We start from the raw sequence: 19,937 nt of genomic DNA, 5'->3' as shown, positions 1-19,937 counted from the left end.
TAGCAGCCACCCCGGCGGAGGCCGGGGTCCAGCTGGGGAACGCTAATCGGCTTGGTGACATCCTCTGTTATATCGACCTTTCCAACTGGACCCCGGCCTTCGCCGGGGAGGTGATTTATGAATGACCTGATCACGACCGTCGAAGGCCCGATCGGGCGTATTCGTCTGAACCGGCCCAAGGCGTTGCACGCGCTCAATCTTGCAATGTGCGAGGGCGTGCTGGAGGCGCTCGAGGCGTGGCGCGGGGATGCGTCGGTCGAGGCGATCGTGGTGGATCATGCCGAGGGTCGTGGGTTCTGCGCCGGGGGCGATATCCGGATGCTGGCGGCGTCGGGCGCCGGCGACGGCGTCGAGGCGCGCGCGTTCTTCCATGCCGAGTATCGGATGAACCACCGGCTGTTCGTCTATGCCAAGCCGATCGTCGTGTTCATGGACGGGATCACGATGGGCGGCGGCGTCGGGCTCGCTTTGCCGTGCGCGTACCGGGTGGCGACCGAGAATACGAAGTTCGCGATGCCCGAGACGGGGATCGGGCTGTTCCCCGATGTGGGCGGCGGCTGGTATCTGTCGCGGCTGCCCGGGCGGATCGGGCAGTATCTCGCGCTGACCGGGCACCGGCTCGATGGCGCGGAGTGTGTCGCGCTGGGGTTGGCGACGCATTATCTGCCGGGCGACACGCTCGACACCGCCAAGGCGCGGATCGCGGAAGCACCGCAGGATATTGCTGGCGTTCTGAACGCGCTGTCGACCGAGGCACCCGAAGCGGCGATACTTGCGCGCAAGGACGATATCGACCGGCTGTTCGCGTCCGATGTGCTCGAGGAAATCTATGCCGCGCTCGACGCCGATGGTGGCGAGTGGGCCGCCAAGACGCTCGCGACGCTCAGGACAAAGTCGCCGCAGACGATGAAGGTCTCGCTCCGGCTGCTCCACGAAGGCGCGGCAATGGCGAGTTTCGCGGACGAGATGAAACAGGAATATGCGGTCGGCGCGCATGTCGTGCAGCGGCACGACTTCATCGAGGGCGTGCGCGCGGTGATCATCGACAAGGACAATGCGCCGCGCTGGGATCCGGCGACGCCTGAGGCGGTGAGCGATCATGTGATCGACCAGATCTTCGCGCCGTTGCCCGAGGCCGAGGCGTGGACGCCGGGTTGAACATAGAGCACGTCACCTCAGCGTTCGCTGAGGTGACGGAACTGGAGACTGAGATGGCCGATTACGAAACGATCCTCGTCGAGCAGCGCGGTGCGGTGACGCTCGTCACGCTCAACCGCCCGCAGGCGCTCAACGCGCTCAATTCGCAGGTGCTCGCCGACCTGATCGCCGCGTTCGCCGCGTTCGATGCGGATCCGTCGCAGGGCTGCGCGGTGCTGACCGGCTCGGCCAAGGCGTTCGCGGCGGGGGCGGACATCAAGGAGATGCAGAGCCAGGGCTTTGCCGACATGTATGCGAGCAACTTCTTCGCGGGCTGGGAGCAGGTGACGCGGACGCGCAAGCCGATCATCGCCGCAGTCGCGGGCTATGCGCTGGGCGGCGGCTGCGAGGTCGCGATGATGTGCGATTTCATCCTCGCCGCCGACACCGCAAAGTTCGGCCAGCCCGAGATCAAGCTCGCGGTCTCCCCCGGCATGGGCGGATCGCAGCGTCTCACGCATGCGGTCGGCAAGGCCAAGGCGATGGAGATGGTGCTGACCGGGCGGATGATGGACGCGGTCGAGGCCGAGCGCGCCGGGCTGGTGTCGCGGATCGTGCCTGCCGACGAACTGGTCGAGGAGGCGGTGAAGACCGCCGCGACGATCGCCGCGATGGCGCCGCTGGCGGTGCTGGCGAACAAGGAGATGGTCAACGCGGCGTTCGAGACGAGCCTGTCGCACGGCGTCCAGTTCGAGCGGCGGCTGTTCCACGGCCTGTTCGGCACCGCGGACCAGAGCGAAGGCATGGCCGCCTTCGTCGAGAAGCGTGCGGGGACCTGGACGGGGAAGTAGCAGGCGCGTCGCTGCCCGCCCGCCCGCAATCGTCGCTGCCCGTCATCCTGACGAAAGTCAGGATCCAGGGTTACGGGCGGTGTCGGTCTTGGCTCTGGATCCTGACTTTCGTCAGGATGACGGAGTTTGGGGGGCAGGACGTAGCCGCAGATGGCGGGGTTGGTGCGCGAGCGGCACAGTCGCCGCGGCAGATTTAGGAGAGAGTACATGGCACGCATCGGATTCATCGGGCTCGGCAACATGGGCGGCGGGATGGCCGCGAACCTCGCGAAGAACGGCCATGACGTCCACGCGTTCGACCTGAACGCCGACGCGCTCGCCAAGGCAAAGGCGGCGGGCTGCCTCCCCGTCGACTCCGCCGCCGAGGCCGCGGACGGGGCGGAGGCGATCGTGACGATGCTGCCCGCGGGCAAGCACGTCGCCGAGGTGTATGACGCGCTGTTCGGTGTCGCGACGCCGACCGCGATCCTGATCGACTGTTCGACGATCGACGTCGCCACCGCGAAGCAGGTGGCCGACGCCGCGCAGGCCAAGGGGCTTGCGGCGGTCGACGCGCCGGTCTCCGGCGGGATCGGTGCTGCCAATGCGGGCACGCTCACCTTCATGGTCGGCGGTTCGGCGGCGGCGTTCGAGCGCGCCGAGCCGATTCTCGCGGCGATGGGCAAGGCAGTGATCCACGCCGGCGCGAACGGCGCGGGGCAGGCGGCGAAGATCTGCAACAACATGATTCTCGGCGCGACGATGATCGCGACCTGCGAGGCGTTCGTGCTCGCGGACAAGCTCGGGCTCGACGCGCAGGCCTTTTACGACATTGCGAGCGTGTCGTCGGGGCAGAGCTGGTCGATGACGAGCTATGCGCCGCTCCCCGGGATCGGCCCCGACACCCCCGCCGACCACGACTATCAGGGCGGGTTCGCGGCGGCGTTGATGCTCAAGGACCTGCGGCTCGCGATGGCGGCGGCGCAGGATGTCGGTGCCGACACGCCGATGGGCGCGAAGGCGGCGGAGCGCTACGAGGCGTTCGCCGAGGCCGGGCAGGGCGGGCTCGACTTCTCCGCGATCATCCGCACGCTGCAGGGCAACGCCTAGCCCGGCGTGCGGCGGACCGGCGGGAGCGCGTTGCAAATGTCCGCACCGCCCGCCGGCACCGTGAAGAACGGCGGCGTCCGATTCTCGCGCCCCGCGATCCAGGCGGTGAAGCGCGGGTTGCGCGTCGCGCGGTACTGGAAGTGCGGGCGGGTGGCGGCGGGAAGGTCGCTTGCCAGCCGTGCCGAGACGATCGGGCTGCGCTCGGCAGGCGTGGGGTAGAAGCCGAGCTCGCCCGTCCCGCGCGGCAGCGACGACAGCCACTCGATCCCGTCGACCACCCGCCCGACGACCGCGATGTTGCGGTCGAGCGCGCGCGGCGCATGGCCGATGACGGTGTAGAGCTCGGCGCCGCTGCCGACGCTAGGCGCCAGATCACGCGCAACGCCGACCATCCCGTAGCAATGCGGCAGCCATTGCCGCGCGCCCGACCCGGCGAGCGGCCAGCCATCCGCGCTGTAGCCCGCCCATTCGGCATAAGGATCGCGCTTCGTCAGCCGCGCGACCGCGCTCGGCCCGGCCATATCATATTCGGCAGCGATCCCGTCCGCGACGCCGGGGACGAGCGGCTTCTTCTCGGTCGCATCGCCCCATTGCGCGACATAATTGTCCTGCACGCGGTACACGCTCGTCGCGCTGTCCCACCAGCGCGCGCGGGCGAGCGCGCGGATGTTGGCGACATGCGCGGGGGCATAGGCAGGTGCGAGTCGGAGCGTGAAGCCGTGCCCGTTCGCCAGCGTGAAGACGAGGATTTCGTCATCGGGCACCGCGACCCAGTCCGCCGCGACCGGATCGGACGGCAGCGGTGCCGGCACCGGCGTGGCTTGGGCGAGGGCGGCGGCGAGCAGGGCGGTGATCATCGCTGTGAGACTGCCCGAGCGCCGCCCCGCACGCAATCGCTTGCGCCGCAGCCAAACCCGCTCTAGCAGGCGCGTTCCAGAGCAATGCGGAGCGGTGGCCGAGTGGTCGAAGGCGCTCGCCTGGAAAGTGAGTATACGTCAAAAGCGTATCGAGGGTTCGAATCCCTCCCGCTCCGCCATTACCCTTTGGGTTCAAACCCAAAGTTCCGATTAATTCGTCGGGTTCCCATAACCGTTTCCCGAAAGTGCGCGAGCGTGAAGCCGAACGTCGCCGCACGATTTCCGCGGGTATCGCTGGCCGTGGTTTATGTCGCGTTAGGCCGCGCCCCTGTATTGCGTACGGCCTATGCTCAGAGTTGACCGGTAAAAACGGTCGTAAGCCGCCCGTCCGCTTTCGGGCGGCGATTGCCGTGAACAGCCGTTCGTTCAGACGATGGGCTACAGGTTTAGTCGCCTGACCCATCCGAGATCGGACGTCTTTTCCAAGGTAGTAAATACGTGACCACTCAATAGCTTACTGTAATCACAATCGTATCATTATAGGCTCCGGGGCGGGGCGAGAGATTGGCCGGGATTCTTCCGTAAATTTGGTAGGTCGAACTTCCGCCAAGCAGCGGGATGATATCGAAGGACCGCACGGTGAAGCTGCCGCCCGACCCGTCGCCCCAGATCTGCGTTCGTGCCGGATCCGCATAAAGCTGATAGGGCAGGGTCGCCGTTCCAGAGATCATGCGTCGCGCCGTATAGCTGCCATCTCGTCCCGGGCTGAGCGCGATCGTGTACCCGCCGAGACCGGAGAGTATGAAGCAGTTGATCGTGATCGTGCCCGTCGCGTCGTCCGCCGACGTGGCAGACCCGTCATAGTTCCCGAACGCGACCCCGCTTGCCGATACCGAGCATCCCGCATCCGCGGCAGCCGGTATCGCAAGGCATAAAAGCGCGAACAGCACGCGGGCGATCACCGGGCTGTCTCGACACAGGAAAACGGGCCAAGCCGGGCGAGACCCCGGTCCCGCGCAGCGACGGACAGTCCAACACGGCAGCGCGTGCCGTCGGGGCGCGCGACGTTCAGGACGGTGTGCTGGTCGAGCGCCTCGACGAAGGTCTCCCCGTCAAAGCCCAGGGGAAACGTCGCCCCGGACGCTTCCAGCGTGACGGTGCTTCCCGGTGGAAGTGGTCTGCCGCTTGCGTCGACCAGGACCAGCACTGCGCCATTCGGTCGCTTGATCGGAAACCTGAGCACGACGCCTGCCCGATCCTGTGGCCGGACATCGCGTTCCCCGGTTGCGATCACGGCATCGGGCGGCAGATCGGTCGGCTCGATGGCGAGGTGATTGACCTGGAACGACCGCAGGTCGGTCACCATCAGCTTGCCCGACCGGCCGGTTCGGCCGGCGACCCTGTTTTCGTGCAGCACCCGAACACCTGCCAACCCTTGCGTGTCGACAATCGCGAAACTGTCGTTGATCGTATTCGACAGAAATACCGAGCCATCGATTGCGGACACGGACCCGCGCGCCTGGGCACGGATCGTCGTTGCACCGTTGGTCCGATCGATTCCGGCGGCCAGCCATCCGATGCGGGACCGATGTTGGACTTCGACAAACTGGCTGTCGATCACGCCGCGCCCGATCGCCGCCTGATAGCCCCATGAATCGGCCTCGCTCGTGCCGCGCGCCGCCTGCAGCTGGCTTTGCCAGCGGCCGCCTTGCATCTGCCGATCAACACTCGCCTGACTGCGGCGTCCGAAGGGAAGCGACAGGCCGAACATGATGCTGCGGCCGCCGCGTGCGCTGGTGTCGTGCGAGCCGTTCGCGTAGATCGATACCGGTCCCCGCTGCACGCTGTAGGTTACGGACGCCAGACGGACCGCGGAACCGCGGCCAAACATCGCCGGCGCGCCCTTCAGCCTTTCCCAGGCGACGTCGCCTGCCTGATCGAGTGCGGTATAGCCGAGGGACATCGTACCGGCCGGGCCCACTGCAAGCGCAATGCTGGCGTCGGTCTGCCTGCGAATGGCAGGATAGCCATCGCTTGCCGCGTTGTCGCGAAAGGCCTTCGTCGCAAATCCGTGGGACAGCCTGAGTGACACCAGTGAGTCGCGGTGTTCGATTTGCGCGACGCAGCGCACGCCGTTCCCGTCCCGCCCGCTGCTGGCCGCGCAATCACCCGTGGCGATTGCCAGGTTGGCCAGGTTTACCGACACGCCCGACCCGACGAGCGCCGCGCTGCGGGTTGCTTCGGCATAGAGCGCCGCCGTCAGCCGAGGCGATACGCCCCAGCGGTAGCTGCCGCTCGCCGCGAGCTGTCCGTAGGCGTTGCTCTGGCTCCCGAATTGGTGCCGGATCACGCCAGCCTGGACAGCGAACGTGTGCAACCCGGGTGCGAGCAGAGCATTGCTCGCATAATAGGCCACCGTCGTCCTGACGGATTGTCCTAGGGAATTCTGGAGGTTCAGCGAGACTTTGCCGCTGCCCGTCTGCACCGGCACGTTGCGGATCTCGAAGGGACCAGCGCCGATAGGCAGGGATATCGCGGATGCGTCGTTCACAAGGATGTCGGCGATGGTGGGAACGACCGCGTTGCCACGAAAATCGGGCAGCGGCATCGTGATCAGGTCGGGACGCAGCGCGAAGTCCGAACCGAACTGGATGCCGCCGAGCCGGATCGCCCGTTGCGAGTCCGCGCCCGACGTTATGAAGTCGCCCAACCTGAGCCGCAGCAGGCGGTCGGGCAGCGAAACGGTGTAGTTGAAATCGAGCCTGGTCGCGCGATAGGTCGTCGTCGTCCCCGAACGGAATGCGGTCATCAAGGCCTGACCAGCCGCAACCCCATGGCCTGAAAAGACGCGTGCATCGAGGTACGCGGAAAAGGCCTGGCGACGAGCATCGCCGGTCGCTGTCGTATCGTAGTTCAGCGTGGAACCGGTCCCGCTCTCCACCGCTCCGGCCATGGCAGGATCGGCAGCGGCCGAGATCGTCGTTCTTACCAAACGCGCCTCGGAGGCGGTCACGTAGAGTCGGCCGGTAGCCTGGTCGACGTGCCACCGAAAATCACGGTCGGCGACGATGTCCGCAAGTTCATCGCCGAGCGTGGTGCGAGGGGCAAGGCCGAGTTCGACAAGTTCCTTGGGGGTCGCCGCCAGTCCGTCGCCGCGCAGAACAAACTCGCCGATTTTCCCAGTCGGGCGCCCATTGATCCAGACCTCCAGCAGCGTCGGTGCGGGAGCGGCCCCGGCATGGTCAGCGAGGCAGATCATCAGGAGAAATCGACAGGTCGATCGGAGGGCTTTGGCGCGCATCGCACGGTCCCGTCCCCGCTACCGCGCGAGGGCGACGGTGATGGGGCCCTTTCCGCCCTTCATCGTCAGTCGATAGCGGCCATCCGCGGCGGGTTGGACGGGCATGTCTTGGACCGGAAGTTCCCGCGTCGCGCCAGCCAGCAGATAGGGTGAACCACCATTCTTGACGGCGATCGGCGCGCCGTTCGTGTCGCGCAGCACAACGTTGCGCAGCGTCTCATGGCGCGCTCCCGGATTTTCGAGCACGAGCACCGTGTCACCCTCCCGGCGCGCCAGCCGAAATCGAACGCCGGGGTTCGCCGGAGCGACGGGCTCGACGAAGATCGGCATGGAAATGCGCAGGACCATACGCACGGCACCGGGTTCGGACGCGCGCGGGATCTGATCGAGGATCAATCGGTACGTCAGTTCCTTGGACGTCGCCTTATGCCGCACGAGGACACGGAAGACCTGGTTCGAATGGGATGGGATCGTCACGATGCGGGGACTGACGACGACATCGTCGGCCGGTGTGAGGACATCGTCGGGCTGTTGCGTCCAGGCGAAGGGCCGGATCTGGACCACCGTTTCCTCAGCGCCATCGTTTCGGACCGTCAGGCTCGTCGCCTGTTGCGAGGCGGCAAGATTGAACGTGACCGGGCTCACCGACAGGGATTGTGCCTGAAGCGGGGCGATGCCCGTTGCCAGGACGATCCCGTATCCGCCCGCCATCGACCAGCGACGAAGCCTCTCGAAGCGAAAAAAACTTCTCCGGGCCATCAGTAGGTGATCGTTGCGGTCAGAGTATCCGAATAGGCTCCGGGAACGGGCAATTGACCCGCTGCAAGGCGCCCGTAAACGGTAATGGCCTGAGCGCCGCCGTTGCCGGTGCCCGACACCGTGTCCGTACCGATCGTCGTGCCCCAGCTATTGGTACGCGCACTGTCGCGATAGACGGCATAGGCGAGCACATCGACGCTGGGGCCGTTCATGTACCGGTTCGTTACGGTCGCCCCCGTGCCCAAGCCTGCGCTGACGCCGATGGTGTAGGCGGTGGTATCCGTGCAGGTCGCGGTGATCGTCGAAGTCGCGTCGGTTTGGGCCCCGGTGTAGGTTCCGAACGTCAGCGCGGTCGCCGAAATCTGGCAACTCGACACGACGTTGGCGGTCACATTGAACGTCGTGTTCGCCGTCGATGCGCCTGCCGAGCCATTCGCCACAACCATGCATAGGGGAATGCTCAGAACGCGAGCCTGCGTTTTAAAAAAGGCTGTAGTGGTGTGAAGCGACGGCCGACCTATGCGCAGTAACGCAATATGCCGGGCCAAGTTCTGCGTAATCATAAGACGGCGACCTTTCTCAGGCAATTATAGAATGCCCGCCAAAGGAAGGGCGTCAGCCTCAGGAAAAACGTCACCATTTATATGCGGCGATCCACCACCGGTGGCCCTAACCAACTGCAGATTGTTGCGAATTAGGAAGTACTTCAGAGTCCATATGGACCGAGGAGTCTGGATGGTAATTCTTCACCTCATCGGACTGAAGCGCTTGTCCGCTTAAAAAGAGTGGCTGAGATTTATTGAGGATTTGTCCGAATACGTGCGCGCCGCAATCAACCCGAAAGGCGCCGATAATCATTTTTGCAGCCGTTTGAACCAATGGCGGCCTCCAACCGACTGCCCCAAATTGGACGCGCCGCCTTCTTCTCGCTCACGGCGGCCATGAGGAAATATCAGCCGCCAAAAGCCGCCAGCGCGAACAGGGAAATGCTTGAAGTCAGGGAACGGGGGAGGTGGCAGAAATGGCCGGATTTGGGTCGAGTGTGTCAGTGTAGTGCAAGCGATGAATCAGACGCGCACCGTCCGCAGGTCTCAAACTTGACTTACGCGACCTTGCCGAACCCGCCACTGAACCGCCACGTGCCTCGCCCCCTCCGCTTCGCGTCGTAAAGCGCAACGTCAGCGGATTTCAGGACTGTTTGTATGCTGTCGCCGTCGCCGGGATAAAGCGCGATGCCGATGCTGAAACTTAGGCTCATCTGTCCTCCGTTGAAGTCGACAGCAGGCTGGACGCCATCGACGATGCGACCGCATGCCGCATCGATATCGGCGGTGCTGCCGACGTCGGGTAAGAGTATGGCAAACTCGTCACCGCCGAGCCGCGCGACATGGCTCGACTCTCCGACGGCTGCACGCAGACGGTCTCCTGCCGCGACGAGGAGCGCATCGCCAGCATCGTGGCCAAACGTGTCGTTGACGACCTTGAAATGGTCAAGATCGATCAGGAGCAAGGCAAACCGGGACTTTTGACGATCGGACAGTGCGATGAGATTGCGCATGTGTCGTGTGAACTGTCGACGATTGGCGAGGGAGGTAAGTCCGTCGAAATAGGCCAGATATTCGAGCTCGTCATGAGCTTTTCGTAGCGCCGCATCGCTGCGCCAGTTCGCCCGCACGCTTGCGAAGATATAACTGATGCAAAGACCCGACGCGATTGTCGACGTCAGAGTGGTAAAATAGCTTGCTGGTTCGACCAGCCAAGGTAGCGCGAGCATTGCGCTGGCGGGAACACCAACCTTGAACGCCACGATCGACGGGGCGCGGAAGGCAAAGGCCTGGGCGTGGATCAGCTGCGAGATCAGCATGACGATAACCGCTGAACCTATATCAGGTACCCTGCTCCACCACAGCAAAACCGGCAAGCTCGTCCACGCGATCGTCGTCATGAGTGCGGAGGCAATATAGTTGAGCCGCAGCGGCAGGCGCCCGCCATCCGGTTGCGCCAGCATGATGCTGCATTGCCTGCACCACAGTTCTGCAAAGCCGACAAAGCTGATCCAGAGTATCGCAGCGCGAGAGCCCAGATGGGTGAGCAACAGCAAGCTCGCCAGAGCGGCGATCACCAATCGCGGCAACAGCGTTTTCAGGCCGTCCAGCGCCGCCCCATCGAGCCGATGGTCTCCCAGCCGTTCCAGCCAACCACGCGATATCAGGCCGCGGGGCATGATCACGTGTTCCCTGATGCCAGCACAGCCAGGATTGGGCGAATCCGGTCGCAGGGGCAGTGCGTAGTCCTGTGCCGCCGATCGTGATGGTAGGGAAAAGCGCCGACATGCATGCGCGCATTATAGGACAGCGTGAATCGATCGAGATAACGACACCGAAAAGTTCAGCGATCGGATCTTGCCATCCAAGCTGCAGAAATCACCGGTTTTGCATCGATCCAGGAACGGCATGAAGCCTAGGGTTCCTCCGATGCAAAAGGCTGATGCATCTGGGACGCCCATGCAGTGGCCGGTTTCCCGGGATGCAGCCCTAAAAGTGGAAAGGTCGCTTCCTCTCCATTTCCGACATTCACAAAAAGTCTGACACCAAAAGCGGTCAATCGCGGCGCATGAATATCCAATAGCCGCCCGTACTGGCAGACTGGATGCGCACCGTCAGTTCCCGGTCGCGGTCCTCGAAGTCGCCGACGTGGCTGAACTCCAAATCGAGCACGCCCGATACCCGGGCACGCTCGACGCGACCGCGAAAGTCAGGATTGTCCATACAGGGGGCGATCCTGCTGAAGAAGTCCAGGCCGAGGCGGTCGTGATTGCCGGAGCCCGACAGGCGCCGCTCTGCCGCACTATAATATTCGACCTTGCCATCGTCGCCGATCCGGATTGCGCCATAGGGCAAGGCGTCGACCGTTTCGCTTGGTAGCGCCTCTATCGCCATCGCCAGCTGGGGCTCGTTGAAATCGGGTAGCTCACGGGGGTCAACCATCATCGTTCCCCCACCGCTTCACGTTCGATGACAACCGCACCGACGATATGATCGACGACGATCCCGTCCGACGAGAAGGGCAGCAACAGCCGCTCGAATGTTTCCCTATACCCGTCACCAAGGTTGATACGGGCATATTCATGCGATGGCTTGCCGGTCAGCGCGCAGCGGCGATAGGCCGCCTCGCGCGCCGCGAGGCTATCGTTGCCACTGACCGGCATCTCGGTGGCGGCGATGCTGTGCGGTATAGCGTTGCGCAATGTGTCGCCGACCAGCGTGAAGGTGAAATGGATCGGCACCTTCCCCAAGTCGATCTGCGCAACCACGATCCGGTGCGGCTCGCTGCATGCATTGATCGTGAAGGTCTCGAACAACGGGATGACCGGGCCTGCGCGGATGGCGCGCCAGTGGTCGAGCAATGACCGGGTGCAATCAGACTTCAAGCGCAGCGTCAGCCGATCGAGCCGCTCGGCATCGGACGCACGCTGGTCCCGTGCAATCAGGATGCGGCGTAGCGCATAGTGCAATACGGCGGGGTTGAAGGGCTTCTGCACGACCGTCTCGCCATCGAGAGCGGCTTCGTTGGCGATCCCCGTCATGAACAGGCAGGGAATGTCCGATCCCGACGCGCGCACCTGCGCGACCAGGTCGTTACCGTTCATGTCCGGCATGTGGACGTCGGTCACGAGCGCGTCGATCGCCCGCGTCCGTAACACGAGCAGCGCCGCCTGTGCGTCCGGCGCGACGATGACGTCGAAGCCGTGGTCAGACAATCCTTCGGCGATCATGGCGCACAATTCGGCGTCATCATCGACCAGCAGGACTGTTTCGAAAGCGCGCCCGGTCGCGACGAAACCGGTCTCGTCGCTGCGGGGTACAGGGTCGGAGGCGCCAGGATCAACGGCACGCGGCAGGAAGATCGAGAATGTGGTTCCGTGGCCGGGGCGACTTTCGATACGCAGGGCACCGCCCGACTGCTCCACGAAGCGCTGCACCATCGCGAGGCCCAGCCCGGTTCCCTTGCCGCGCGCCTTGGTGGTGAAGAACGGCTCGGTAATCCGCTGCAAGGTATCGCTGTCCATGCCGGGACCGTTGTCGGCTACGACGATCCTGATCGCGTCCTGGCCGTCCAGTTCCAGCGGATGATCCGGTGAAGTCCGGGCGCAATTGCTGACGGCGATATGCAGGTGGCCACCGCCATTCATCGCATCGCTGGCATTGTTGGCAAGGTTAAGCAGCGCCGATTGCAATTGTGTCGGGTCTGTCAGCACAGGCCAGAGATCGTCGTCGCAGTCGATCGCGAGCGCAACGTTGCCGCGCATGCCGTGCCGGACGAGGTCGGAAATCTCGCCAATCGCGCCGGCTAGGTCGACACGCTGCGCAACCACATCCTCCTGGCGCGCAAAGGCGAGCAGTTGTCGTACAAGCGCAGCACCCCGCTCGGCCGCGCGCTGACCCATCGTCGCAATCTGCTCGATGCGGGGGTCGTCATTGCGGTTCTGGATAATTGTGAGCCCGCCGATCACCGCGCCGAGAATGTTATTGAAGTCGTGCGCTATGCCCGACACGAGCTGACCAACCGCTTCGAGCTTTTGGCTTTGCAGTTGCGCAGCCTGTACCGCTTCGCGCCGCTCGATTTCGGCCGTGAGGCGTGCATTGGCCTGGTTCAGTGCCGCAGTGCGAGCACGGACACGACGCTCCAGGTCAATATTCAGGTCCCGCAATTCGGCCTCGCGGCGACCCAAGGCCCGCGTCCCGTGCTCCCTGTCGATGAGTTCATTAAAATAGCAGACGATGCCATAGCATTCGTCCGGCAGTGTCACACGCTCGATCCGCCAGCCATATGCCTCGCGTGCCTCGATATCCGCGCGCTGTTTCGGCGTCGCTGCCGCGTCATACGCCATGCCAGTGTCGAGCGTCTGTCGGAAGCGGGCGATCGCTTCGCTGGCAAAGGGCTCGGGCCAGAGGGCACGAAGAACGTCGGCGAAATCGCGGCCGAGCAGCGGCTGGATATTTTCAAATACCGTCTGGGCGCCGCGGCTGACTACGCGCAGCCTGAAATCCGCATCGACCAGGCAGATTTCGAGAGGGTTGTTCGCGATCAGCGCTTCGAATGTCTCGATCTGGCGGCGAAGCCGGCCTTTCTGGACCTTGTCATGCGTGATGTCGCGCATGACCGATACGAAGCCGGTGATTTCGCCGCGCTCATCGCGCGTCGCGAATGTCGAGCGCTGGACGTCGATGATGTCGTCGGTCTTCAGATTGACGAGCTGCATCTCGCCCTCCCACACGCCGTCCCGCCTCGCCGTCGGCACGACGACCTCGTCGACGAGGTGGCGTTGTTCCGGAACGACGTAGTCGGTCAGCCGCATCGGGAAAATGTCGGCCGCCTCAACTCCGATCAAGCGTCGGCCGGCCGGATTGAGATAGGCGAGTCGACCGCCGGCGTCACAAAGGCCGATCAGGTCGCCGGTGTATTCCGCCATTTGGATCAGCGCGGCGCTTCCATGTGGAACCGCCTTGAGAAAGTCGGCGCGGCGCCCCTTGGCGAGAGGCTCTACGCAGTGACCGTCCTCGCTTGCGTCTTCCATAAAGGGCTCCCTGCCAGCGGGATCGATTCGGATGCGAAACATTAATCGTATTTCGAGGACGGCACCATATCGGTTGTGGTTCTTGCTAAAATCTGTTGTATTTCGGGAGTCGCACTCGGCCAGCTAAATCCAGCCCGACGGGCCGCGCGCGTCTAAGCGCACAAAGCGTCGCATCAGATTGCCAGCCTGTCGAAATGGCACTGGGCGCTATCGATGCTGGGATAGGGCGGGCCTCAGCTTACACCTGAATGCACGGCTGAGACTGTCGATCCTGCTCCCAGTCCCGGACGCTCAGCCGCGGTTTCGCGCGCGCCGGTACCGGACATCTGTTTATGTCGGGTTCGTGCCGGCCCCTGAGAGAAGCACGAATCCCGGGTGGCGATCTGAAGTCCAGCAGAAAAACGGCTTTTTGTATTGGTTTAGCTACCGTTTCGTCAGGCCTTCGCACTCGCTGTGGCGGAGAGAGGCCTGCCTCTGTTGACGTAGACCGCGAGAGAGACGCGGCCATTCGTAGTCGGCAGCGCATCTGCTTGCGAGAGAAGTGTTGCGGCAGCGCCGTACGAGCGGGAACGTCGCGATTAAGGCGCAGGCTCATCAACGTCGACGTTTATCCACGTCGCCATTTACACGTTGAAAACTTCGCGTTCTTATCTTGAGCTTGCGTCACCATTGAAAGTGCCCAACAATGATCTTGGTCGTCGAGGACGAGACCGACGTCCGGGAGGAGTTGGTTGAAATGTTGGAATTGCGCTCGTTCGCGGTTAGCGGCGCAGCGTGTGTGGCCCTTGCGCTGGAGAGCCTGAAGCAAGGTTCCAGCCACGTAACCCTGTTGACGGACCTCCGCTTGCGAGACGGCAGTGGCCTTGACCTGGTCTGCGCAATCCGAGCCGACCCTGACCTGCGGGCAAAGGTGAACACCATAATCCTGATGACAGGCCACACCGATCTGACCGAACAAATAGAGCATGAAACCAGGAAGAAGGATCTTCATGTCCTTTTCAAGCCAGTCGACTTAGAATTGCTCCTGTCACTGCTTACACAAGACGGGCGGGGTTGATGAATGACATCGTCAACCGCTTACGCCACGGCGGCGAGTTTCAGCTAGCCGCAGAGCCGCTACGGCAAATGACCGTCCAGGGATGGGCTCTGACGATCGTCCTTTTGGCCGTGGCCATCGGCGCGAGTTCCTTCCGCATTATTCTTGCGCCCGGGTTCGAAATGTATCTCGGCCCCCTTTTCTACCTTCTCACATACAGGTTGGGCGGGCTGCGGCTAGCTATTCCCATGGTATTGCTAACGATGGCGTCATCCTGGTTCTGGTGGGGCCATATCTTTACCATTGCGCTGGCGCTGGGACATGTAGTTTTCATCAATTGGACTCGCTTCGCTGGCTCTTCACTTGCCATCGCCACCGCCGTCTTTTTGCTTACCGTCGGGACGGCGGCGGGGTTTCTATTCCTGCGCATCAACTACGATGCGTCGCTGACGATTTTCGCGCTGACGATGATCCGCAAGCTTCTCAACGATGTGTTGATGGCAGCGCTGGTCGATCTAGCGCTGTCACTCTTCGTCGTGAACCTTCCAGCCGGTCGGGTCTCGCTGCGCCGCACGATCAGCCTCGCCCAGCTCTTGCCGGCATCCATTACACTCATCGTGCTCGCGTGCGCGCTCGTCATGTTTGTCAGCAGTGTCCGGCGCTTTCCGGAAGAATTCAAATCCTTCATGGCCGAAACCGCGCTTCTGGCTGAGGTGCGGATCGGTCGCGGGATCGTGACCGGAAATGGGTTCTTGGGCGTGGCAGAAACGCGCAATACAGGAAGGCATCCCCAAAAACTGCTTATCTCAGACAAAGAAAGCAGTCTGCGCTCCGCACAAGCAATGCAGCTTTTCGGCTGCACGCGGATCGATGATGGATTGCAAGTGACGGGGCCGAACGACCGCAATACGTTTGCCTACTGGGTTACCGCGTGTCAGCTCGGCCGTTACACTCTTCCTGACCGCAAATACTTCTATCTCTACTCAACCCGACCAGCTGCCGAGAGTGCTTATCGCGTCGTGCTTCTAGAGATGCTCGGCCTGGGCGTCATTCTCGTCGTGTCGATCTTGCTGCAGCTGCTCATCACGCGCGCCCTGCGTCGTTCGCTGCAAGCGTGGAAAGACGTCGCGGAAGGGTTCGGCCAACCTGGCCTTTCGCTGCCTCAAAAGCTTGCATTCAACGAGTTCGACCGCCCGATCGCAGCTATCGTCACCGCGAACAACAGCTTTGCCGAGTTGGTGCAAGAGCGCTTGCGAATTGCCCAGGCATTCATCGAACTCAAAAAGGAAATGGACCTGAGCCTTGCGGCGGATATCCGCTTCGACGCTGCCAAGGGCACCCTCGCTTTTCTGGACATGAACATCGAACGGGTTGCACAGGAGCGGTCCGAAGCAATCCATACCAATGATTGTCTAGCTTTTGCGGACATCTGCGATGATGCCGAGGCGTTTGTCGAGTTTCGGCTCGCAGACCAGGAATCTAGTGATTGGTATCTATTCGTCGGTCGCGACCTCCTGGCTCCCGGCCATTGGCGTTCGGGGTGGTTGGTGCGCCTCCGGCAGTCGAAGCTGGCGCAGAATCGGATGCTCCAGCAGGCGCGTCTCGTCGAGCTCGGGGGCATGGCCTCAGCCCTGAGTCATGAACTCAAACAACCTCTCTTCACCATCTCGCTTTCTGCCGAGAATGGCCGTTTGTTGCTCGATCAGGCGAGCCCCGATGGCGCGGCGCGTGCTCGCGACAAGTTTGATCGGATCAGCGAACAGGTAAACCGCGCACGCGATATCATTGCGCGCATTTCGCGCTACGCTCGGATCGAGAATGACAGCCCCGAACCGCTTGATCTGGGCGACGTCGTCAGCACAACCTTGTCCTTCATGCGGCCGTTGCTGATCCAGCACGATGTCGGCGTGAAAATGACGTTGCCAGACGGGCCACCGGTTCTGCTCCTTGCTCCGCGAGTCGGTCTCGAGCAGGTGCTCGTCAACGCCATTCAGAACGCGGTCGACTCCATCGCAACGCGACGCGAAGCCGAGGACGCGAGTCTGACCGGTGCCGTCGAACTGGAGGTAACTGTCTCAGAGAGCGGCGTTCGCATCAGTATTGTGGACAATGGCGCCGGGCTGTCTTTGAGTCATCCGGACCGGGCATTCGATGCCTTCATGACCACCAAGGAGACGGATCGCGGGACAGGTCTTGGCCTCTATATCTCCCGGCAGATCGTCATGGAAATCGGCGGAAAGATCAGCATCAGATCGCGCGAAGCTCCGGAGCGAGGTGCGATCCTGAGCATCGATTTTCCCGATTTTGTAGCTATTTAGCCTATCAGGCTTCCATTGGAGACGGTGGATCGAACCTGACCACCGCGCTGCTGACGTTGAGCCTGAACAAATGGTCGTTCTTCTCTCATAGCGTACGTTCCGCGGCTGTTAGTTGCGGTAGAATCGCACGGCAGGACGCGATTTGGCATTCGCGGAGCCGGGTTGCCCGTCACCGCAATTCTCGGCGAGCGTCCGAACCTGCCCATTTTTGTCGAGAAGGGCTTACTTTGATGCAGTCTCGGCCTTCGGCTCCCACAACTCTATCTTGGTCCCGTCCGGATCAACGATCCACGCAAATTTCCCGATTGCGTCGGTGTCATCCCTTTTGAGTATCGCAACGCCCTTTACTTTCAGACGATCAACGAACGCGTCCAAGTCATCTACCGCGAAATTTAGCATAAACTCGCGCTTTGATGGCTCCATGTAGTTGGATCCCTCCTTAAACACATTCAGAGTGAGTACTGGCGGGTGCTCCGGCGCGTCATAGGGCAGCACGACTCCGCCCCACGCCTCAACTTTGAGGCCGAGAACATCGCGATACCACGCCATGAGGGCTTTCGGCGCTTTGCTCTTAAAGAAGATGCCACCGATACCGGTAATTTGACCGATCGGCTCTGCGGAGATAGTCATGGGCGTCAACGCAGCCAAGACGGCAACGACTGATAGTAGCCTGCGAATAGTCGGCAAAGCATTAGCTCGCCCCATCGTTGCTGGCGAGATGTTACGGGGGTGCGGATCGCCTGGCAACTTTATTCCCGATCGACCACTTTTTTGCAGAAAGCGGCAGTCTCGCAATATCGGTTATTGCCACGGGCCTTCTCGAAATCGGACGGCCAGCAATCCTTCCCATCATGACGTGGTCGAACACCGGACATCGAACCTGTCCGCGCGGAGATGAGCGAATGACTGACGTTGGGGAGCGGGGAAGTCGGCGCGAATGACCGAATTTGGGCCTGGCTAATCGGGCGCTCGGCGAGACCGGTATCGGCCCGAGACGGTCATTCCGATCAGTTTCGGTAAACGTCCGATAGTGACAGAAGCTGCCGGTCAGGCTGCGCAGAGCGCCCGGCCGGCGGTGCGCCCGCGGATCACCGCTTCCATGATGTGTTTGCAGTCCCAAAATCTGTCGTCGTAAGCGCGCTCACGGCTTCAGGAGATCGTCCGCTCAATCAGCTTTGGTCTACAAGGTCATCGGTCTAAGGGCGTCACGGGGGACACGCATTTGCGGATCGCGATTGTCGATGAAAGTGCCGCGCGCGCGGCGGTGATCGAGGAAGGGCTGCGCGATGCGGGCCTGAGCGATGTCACGATCTTCGTCGATCGGCGCGGGATCGCCGCGCGGCTCGAGGCGCTGTCGCCCGATGTCGTGCTGATCAACCTCGCCAATCCGCACCGCGACGAGTTGGAAGAACTGTTCGCCTTGTCCAAGGCGATGGCGCGGCCGGTCGCGATGTTCGTCGACCAGAGCGACGTGGCGGGGATCGAGGCGGCGATCGACGCGGGCGTTTCCGCCTATGTCGTCGACGGGCTCAAGAAGGAGCGTATCCGGCCGATCCTCGAACTCGCGATCCGCCGGTTTCGCGCCTATTCGCGGCTGCGCACCGAACTGGACGAAGCGCGCAGCGCGCTCGCCGAGCGCAAGGCGATCGACGAGGCCAAGGCGCTGCTGATGAAGAAGCGCGGGATCGACGAGCCAGCAGCCTACGCCGCGCTGCGCAAGGCGGCGATGGATAGCGGGCGGCGGATCGGCGATGTCGCCGACGCGATCGTCACCGCCAACCGGCTGATGGGGGATTTATGACGACCACGCCGTTCCGCATCGGTTTTTTGCCGCTGGTCGACGCCGCCTTGCCGATCCTTGCACGCGAACTCGGGTTTGCCGAGGCCGAGGGCATCTCGCTCGAGCTGATCCGCGACATCAGCTGGGCCACGGTCAATGACCGGCTGCTCTATGGCCATAGCGATGCCGCGCATCTGCTCGCGCCGCTCGCGATCGCGACGACGCTGGGGCTGGGGCGGCCGGCGACGCCGCTGTCGGTTCCGTTCGTGCTTGGGCTCAACGGCAACGCGATCACGCTGCGGCCTGATCTCGCCGCGCAGGTCACAGCCGTGGGCGCGCCGGGCGATGTCGCGGCGATCGGGGCGCGGCTTGCGATCGTCGCGCAGGCGGCGCGCGAGCGCGGCACGCCGCTGCGTTTCGGCGTGGTGCATCGCTATTCGAGCCACAATTACATGCTGCGCTACTGGCTGATCGGCTGCGGGATTGATCCCGACGCCGATGTCGCGATCGTCACGGTCGCACCGCCCTTCGCCGCCGACGCGCTTGCCGCGGGCGAGATAGACGGGATCTGCGTCGGCGAGCCGTGGAACAGCGTCGCGGTCGATCGCGGCGTCGGCGTGATCGTCGCAGTGACGTCGCAGATCTGGCTGCGCGGCGTCGAGAAGGTGCTGGCCATGCGGACCGCGCGGATGGAGGAGGATCCCGACCTTACCCACCGCCTGCTGCGCGCGCTGTATCGGGCGGGCGTCGCTTTCGTCGATCCGGCACGGCGCGAGGACATCGCCGCGATCCTGGCCGGGCCCGACTATCTCGACGGGTCGGCGACGCTGATCGGCCACGCGATATCGGACCGAATCGTCTTTGCGCAGGGCGCTGCGCCGATCGACGTGCCCGACTTCATGTTCCAGCATCGTGAAGCGGCCAATTTCCCGTGGGTCAGCCAGGCGGCGTGGCTCTATGCGCAGATGTCGATTGCCGGCCATGTCACAGAAAATGCCACCAGTTATGACGCCGCGCAGCGCGTCTTTCGCCCCGACGTCTATCGCGCCGCGCTGCGGCCGCTGGGCGTCCCGCTGCCGGGGGCCAGCTCAAAGCTCGAGGGCGGGATCGTCGAGGCACTCGGTGTCGGGACGACGCAGGGTCGGTTGATCCTCGGCGCGGACCGGTTCTTCGACGCGCGCAGCTTCGATCCCGCCGATCTGGCCGGCTATCTGGGTGGATTCTGAGCTTT

General features: G+C 63.1%; 16 protein-coding genes and 1 tRNA gene. 8 read left to right on the top strand and 9 right to left on the bottom strand.

What is annotated here, in order from left to right:
- Positions 1 to 117: 117 nt before the first annotated feature.
- From IFT54_RS11915 to mmsB, 3 genes are all read left to right on the top strand, one after another.
- The gene (locus tag IFT54_RS11915) at positions 118 to 1,158 is read left to right on the top strand and encodes an enoyl-CoA hydratase/isomerase family protein (RefSeq protein ID WP_192070767.1); all 1,041 of its coding nucleotides are present in this window, start codon (positions 118 to 120) and stop codon (positions 1,156 to 1,158) included.
- Between the two features lie 53 nt (positions 1,159 to 1,211).
- Positions 1,212 to 1,988, top strand: coding sequence for an enoyl-CoA hydratase (locus IFT54_RS11910; protein WP_192070766.1), 777 nt, complete (start codon positions 1,212 to 1,214; stop codon positions 1,986 to 1,988).
- Positions 1,989 to 2,195: 207 nt separating this feature from the next.
- Positions 2,196 to 3,077 carry a 3-hydroxyisobutyrate dehydrogenase gene (gene mmsB / locus IFT54_RS11905; RefSeq protein ID WP_192070765.1) on the top strand — a complete coding sequence of 294 codons (882 nt, stop codon included), beginning with the start codon at positions 2,196 to 2,198 and terminating at the stop codon, positions 3,075 to 3,077.
- On the opposite strand, the gene IFT54_RS11900 is transcribed toward mmsB, so the two are convergent.
- The gene (locus tag IFT54_RS11900; RefSeq protein ID WP_192070764.1) at positions 3,074 to 3,934 is read right to left on the bottom strand and encodes a peptidylprolyl isomerase; all 861 of its coding nucleotides are present in this window, start codon (positions 3,932 to 3,934) and stop codon (positions 3,074 to 3,076) included. The two genes, mmsB and IFT54_RS11900, sit on opposite strands and share 4 nt — an antisense overlap.
- Positions 3,935 to 4,022: 88 nt before the next feature.
- Here IFT54_RS11900 and IFT54_RS11895 point away from each other — a divergent pair.
- A tRNA-Ser gene (locus IFT54_RS11895) sits at positions 4,023 to 4,113 on the top strand.
- 327 nt (positions 4,114 to 4,440) lie between these two features.
- Here IFT54_RS11895 and IFT54_RS11890 read toward each other — a convergent pair.
- From IFT54_RS11890 to IFT54_RS11860, 7 genes are all read right to left on the bottom strand, one after another.
- A complete protein-coding gene (locus IFT54_RS11890) occupies positions 4,441 to 4,896 on the bottom strand; it encodes a spore coat protein U domain-containing protein (protein ID WP_192070763.1) in 456 nt (151 codons plus the stop codon).
- Positions 4,893 to 7,235 carry a fimbria/pilus outer membrane usher protein gene (locus IFT54_RS11885; protein ID WP_192070762.1) on the bottom strand — a complete coding sequence of 781 codons (2,343 nt, stop codon included), beginning with the start codon at positions 7,233 to 7,235 and terminating at the stop codon, positions 4,893 to 4,895. Before IFT54_RS11885 ends, IFT54_RS11890 begins: the two co-directional genes overlap by 4 nt.
- 18 nt (positions 7,236 to 7,253) lie before the next feature.
- Entirely contained in the window at positions 7,254 to 7,994 is a 741-nt protein-coding gene (locus tag IFT54_RS11880; RefSeq protein ID WP_192070761.1) for a fimbrial biogenesis chaperone, read from the bottom strand.
- Entirely contained in the window at positions 7,994 to 8,557 is a 564-nt protein-coding gene (locus IFT54_RS11875) for a Csu type fimbrial protein (protein WP_244648868.1), read from the bottom strand. Before IFT54_RS11875 ends, IFT54_RS11880 begins: the two co-directional genes overlap by 1 nt.
- Positions 8,558 to 9,096: 539 nt before the next feature.
- Positions 9,097 to 10,218: a GGDEF domain-containing protein gene (locus IFT54_RS11870; protein ID WP_192070760.1), complete on the bottom strand. Its 1,122-nt coding sequence runs from the start codon at positions 10,216 to 10,218 to the stop codon at positions 9,097 to 9,099.
- Positions 10,219 to 10,594: 376 nt separating this feature from the next.
- A complete protein-coding gene (locus IFT54_RS11865) occupies positions 10,595 to 10,933 on the bottom strand; it encodes a hypothetical protein (RefSeq protein ID WP_197984650.1) in 339 nt (112 codons plus the stop codon).
- 47 nt (positions 10,934 to 10,980) lie between these two features.
- Positions 10,981 to 13,572: an ATP-binding protein gene (locus tag IFT54_RS11860; RefSeq protein ID WP_192070759.1), complete on the bottom strand. Its 2,592-nt coding sequence runs from the start codon at positions 13,570 to 13,572 to the stop codon at positions 10,981 to 10,983.
- 685 nt (positions 13,573 to 14,257) lie between these two features.
- Between IFT54_RS11860 and IFT54_RS11855 the strand changes: the two genes are divergently transcribed.
- Both IFT54_RS11855 and IFT54_RS11850 read left to right on the top strand, forming a co-directional pair.
- Entirely contained in the window at positions 14,258 to 14,629 is a 372-nt protein-coding gene (locus tag IFT54_RS11855) for a response regulator (RefSeq protein ID WP_192070758.1), read from the top strand.
- Entirely contained in the window at positions 14,629 to 16,926 is a 2,298-nt protein-coding gene (locus tag IFT54_RS11850) for a sensor histidine kinase (protein ID WP_192070757.1), read from the top strand. The genes IFT54_RS11855 and IFT54_RS11850 overlap by 1 nt, the downstream gene beginning before the upstream one ends.
- A 222-nt stretch (positions 16,927 to 17,148) precedes the next feature.
- On the opposite strand, the gene IFT54_RS11845 is transcribed toward IFT54_RS11850, so the two are convergent.
- A complete protein-coding gene (locus IFT54_RS11845) occupies positions 17,149 to 17,556 on the bottom strand; it encodes a VOC family protein (RefSeq protein WP_192070756.1) in 408 nt (135 codons plus the stop codon).
- Between the two features lie 592 nt (positions 17,557 to 18,148).
- Here IFT54_RS11845 and IFT54_RS11840 point away from each other — a divergent pair.
- Both IFT54_RS11840 and IFT54_RS11835 read left to right on the top strand, forming a co-directional pair.
- Positions 18,149 to 18,727, top strand: a complete 579-nt coding sequence (locus tag IFT54_RS11840; protein ID WP_031441254.1) for an ANTAR domain-containing response regulator — start codon at positions 18,149 to 18,151, stop codon at positions 18,725 to 18,727.
- Positions 18,724 to 19,932 carry an ABC transporter substrate-binding protein gene (locus IFT54_RS11835; protein WP_192070755.1) on the top strand — a complete coding sequence of 403 codons (1,209 nt, stop codon included), beginning with the start codon at positions 18,724 to 18,726 and terminating at the stop codon, positions 19,930 to 19,932. The genes IFT54_RS11840 and IFT54_RS11835 overlap by 4 nt, the downstream gene beginning before the upstream one ends.
- Positions 19,933 to 19,937 lie beyond the last annotated feature (5 nt).

It is taken from the genome of Sphingomonas sp. CFBP 13714 (genome assembly GCF_014842205.1).
Lineage (GTDB): Bacteria > Pseudomonadota > Alphaproteobacteria > Sphingomonadales > Sphingomonadaceae > Sphingomonas > Sphingomonas aerolata.
This window is presented reverse-complemented; position numbering and strand designations above follow the sequence as displayed.

Excerpts from the sequence above, each read along its gene's own strand:
- IFT54_RS11855 (WP_192070758.1), top strand. The coding sequence starts at position 14,258 with ATGATCTTGGTCGTCGAGGACGAGACCGACGTCCGGGAGGAGTTGGTT.
- IFT54_RS11880 (WP_192070761.1), bottom strand. The coding sequence starts at position 7,994 with ATGGCCCGGAGAAGTTTTTTTCGCTTCGAGAGGCTTCGTCGCTGGTCG.
- IFT54_RS11900 (WP_192070764.1), bottom strand. The coding sequence starts at position 3,934 with ATGATCACCGCCCTGCTCGCCGCCGCCCTCGCCCAAGCCACGCCGGTG.
- IFT54_RS11865 (WP_197984650.1), bottom strand. The coding sequence starts at position 10,933 with ATGGCGATAGAGGCGCTACCAAGCGAAACGGTCGACGCCTTGCCCTAT.
- IFT54_RS11870 (WP_192070760.1), bottom strand. The coding sequence starts at position 10,218 with ATGCCCCGCGGCCTGATATCGCGTGGTTGGCTGGAACGGCTGGGAGAC.
- IFT54_RS11850 (WP_192070757.1), top strand. The coding sequence starts at position 14,629 with ATGAATGACATCGTCAACCGCTTACGCCACGGCGGCGAGTTTCAGCTA.
- IFT54_RS11910 (WP_192070766.1), top strand. The coding sequence starts at position 1,212 with ATGGCCGATTACGAAACGATCCTCGTCGAGCAGCGCGGTGCGGTGACG.
- IFT54_RS11875 (WP_244648868.1), bottom strand. The coding sequence starts at position 8,557 with ATGATTACGCAGAACTTGGCCCGGCATATTGCGTTACTGCGCATAGGT.
- IFT54_RS11915 (WP_192070767.1), top strand. The coding sequence starts at position 118 with ATGAATGACCTGATCACGACCGTCGAAGGCCCGATCGGGCGTATTCGT.
- IFT54_RS11845 (WP_192070756.1), bottom strand. The coding sequence starts at position 17,556 with ATGACTATCTCCGCAGAGCCGATCGGTCAAATTACCGGTATCGGTGGC.
- IFT54_RS11860 (WP_192070759.1), bottom strand. The coding sequence starts at position 13,572 with ATGGAAGACGCAAGCGAGGACGGTCACTGCGTAGAGCCTCTCGCCAAG.
- mmsB (WP_192070765.1), top strand. The coding sequence starts at position 2,196 with ATGGCACGCATCGGATTCATCGGGCTCGGCAACATGGGCGGCGGGATG.
- IFT54_RS11885 (WP_192070762.1), bottom strand. The coding sequence starts at position 7,235 with ATGCGCGCCAAAGCCCTCCGATCGACCTGTCGATTTCTCCTGATGATC.
- IFT54_RS11835 (WP_192070755.1), top strand. The coding sequence starts at position 18,724 with ATGACGACCACGCCGTTCCGCATCGGTTTTTTGCCGCTGGTCGACGCC.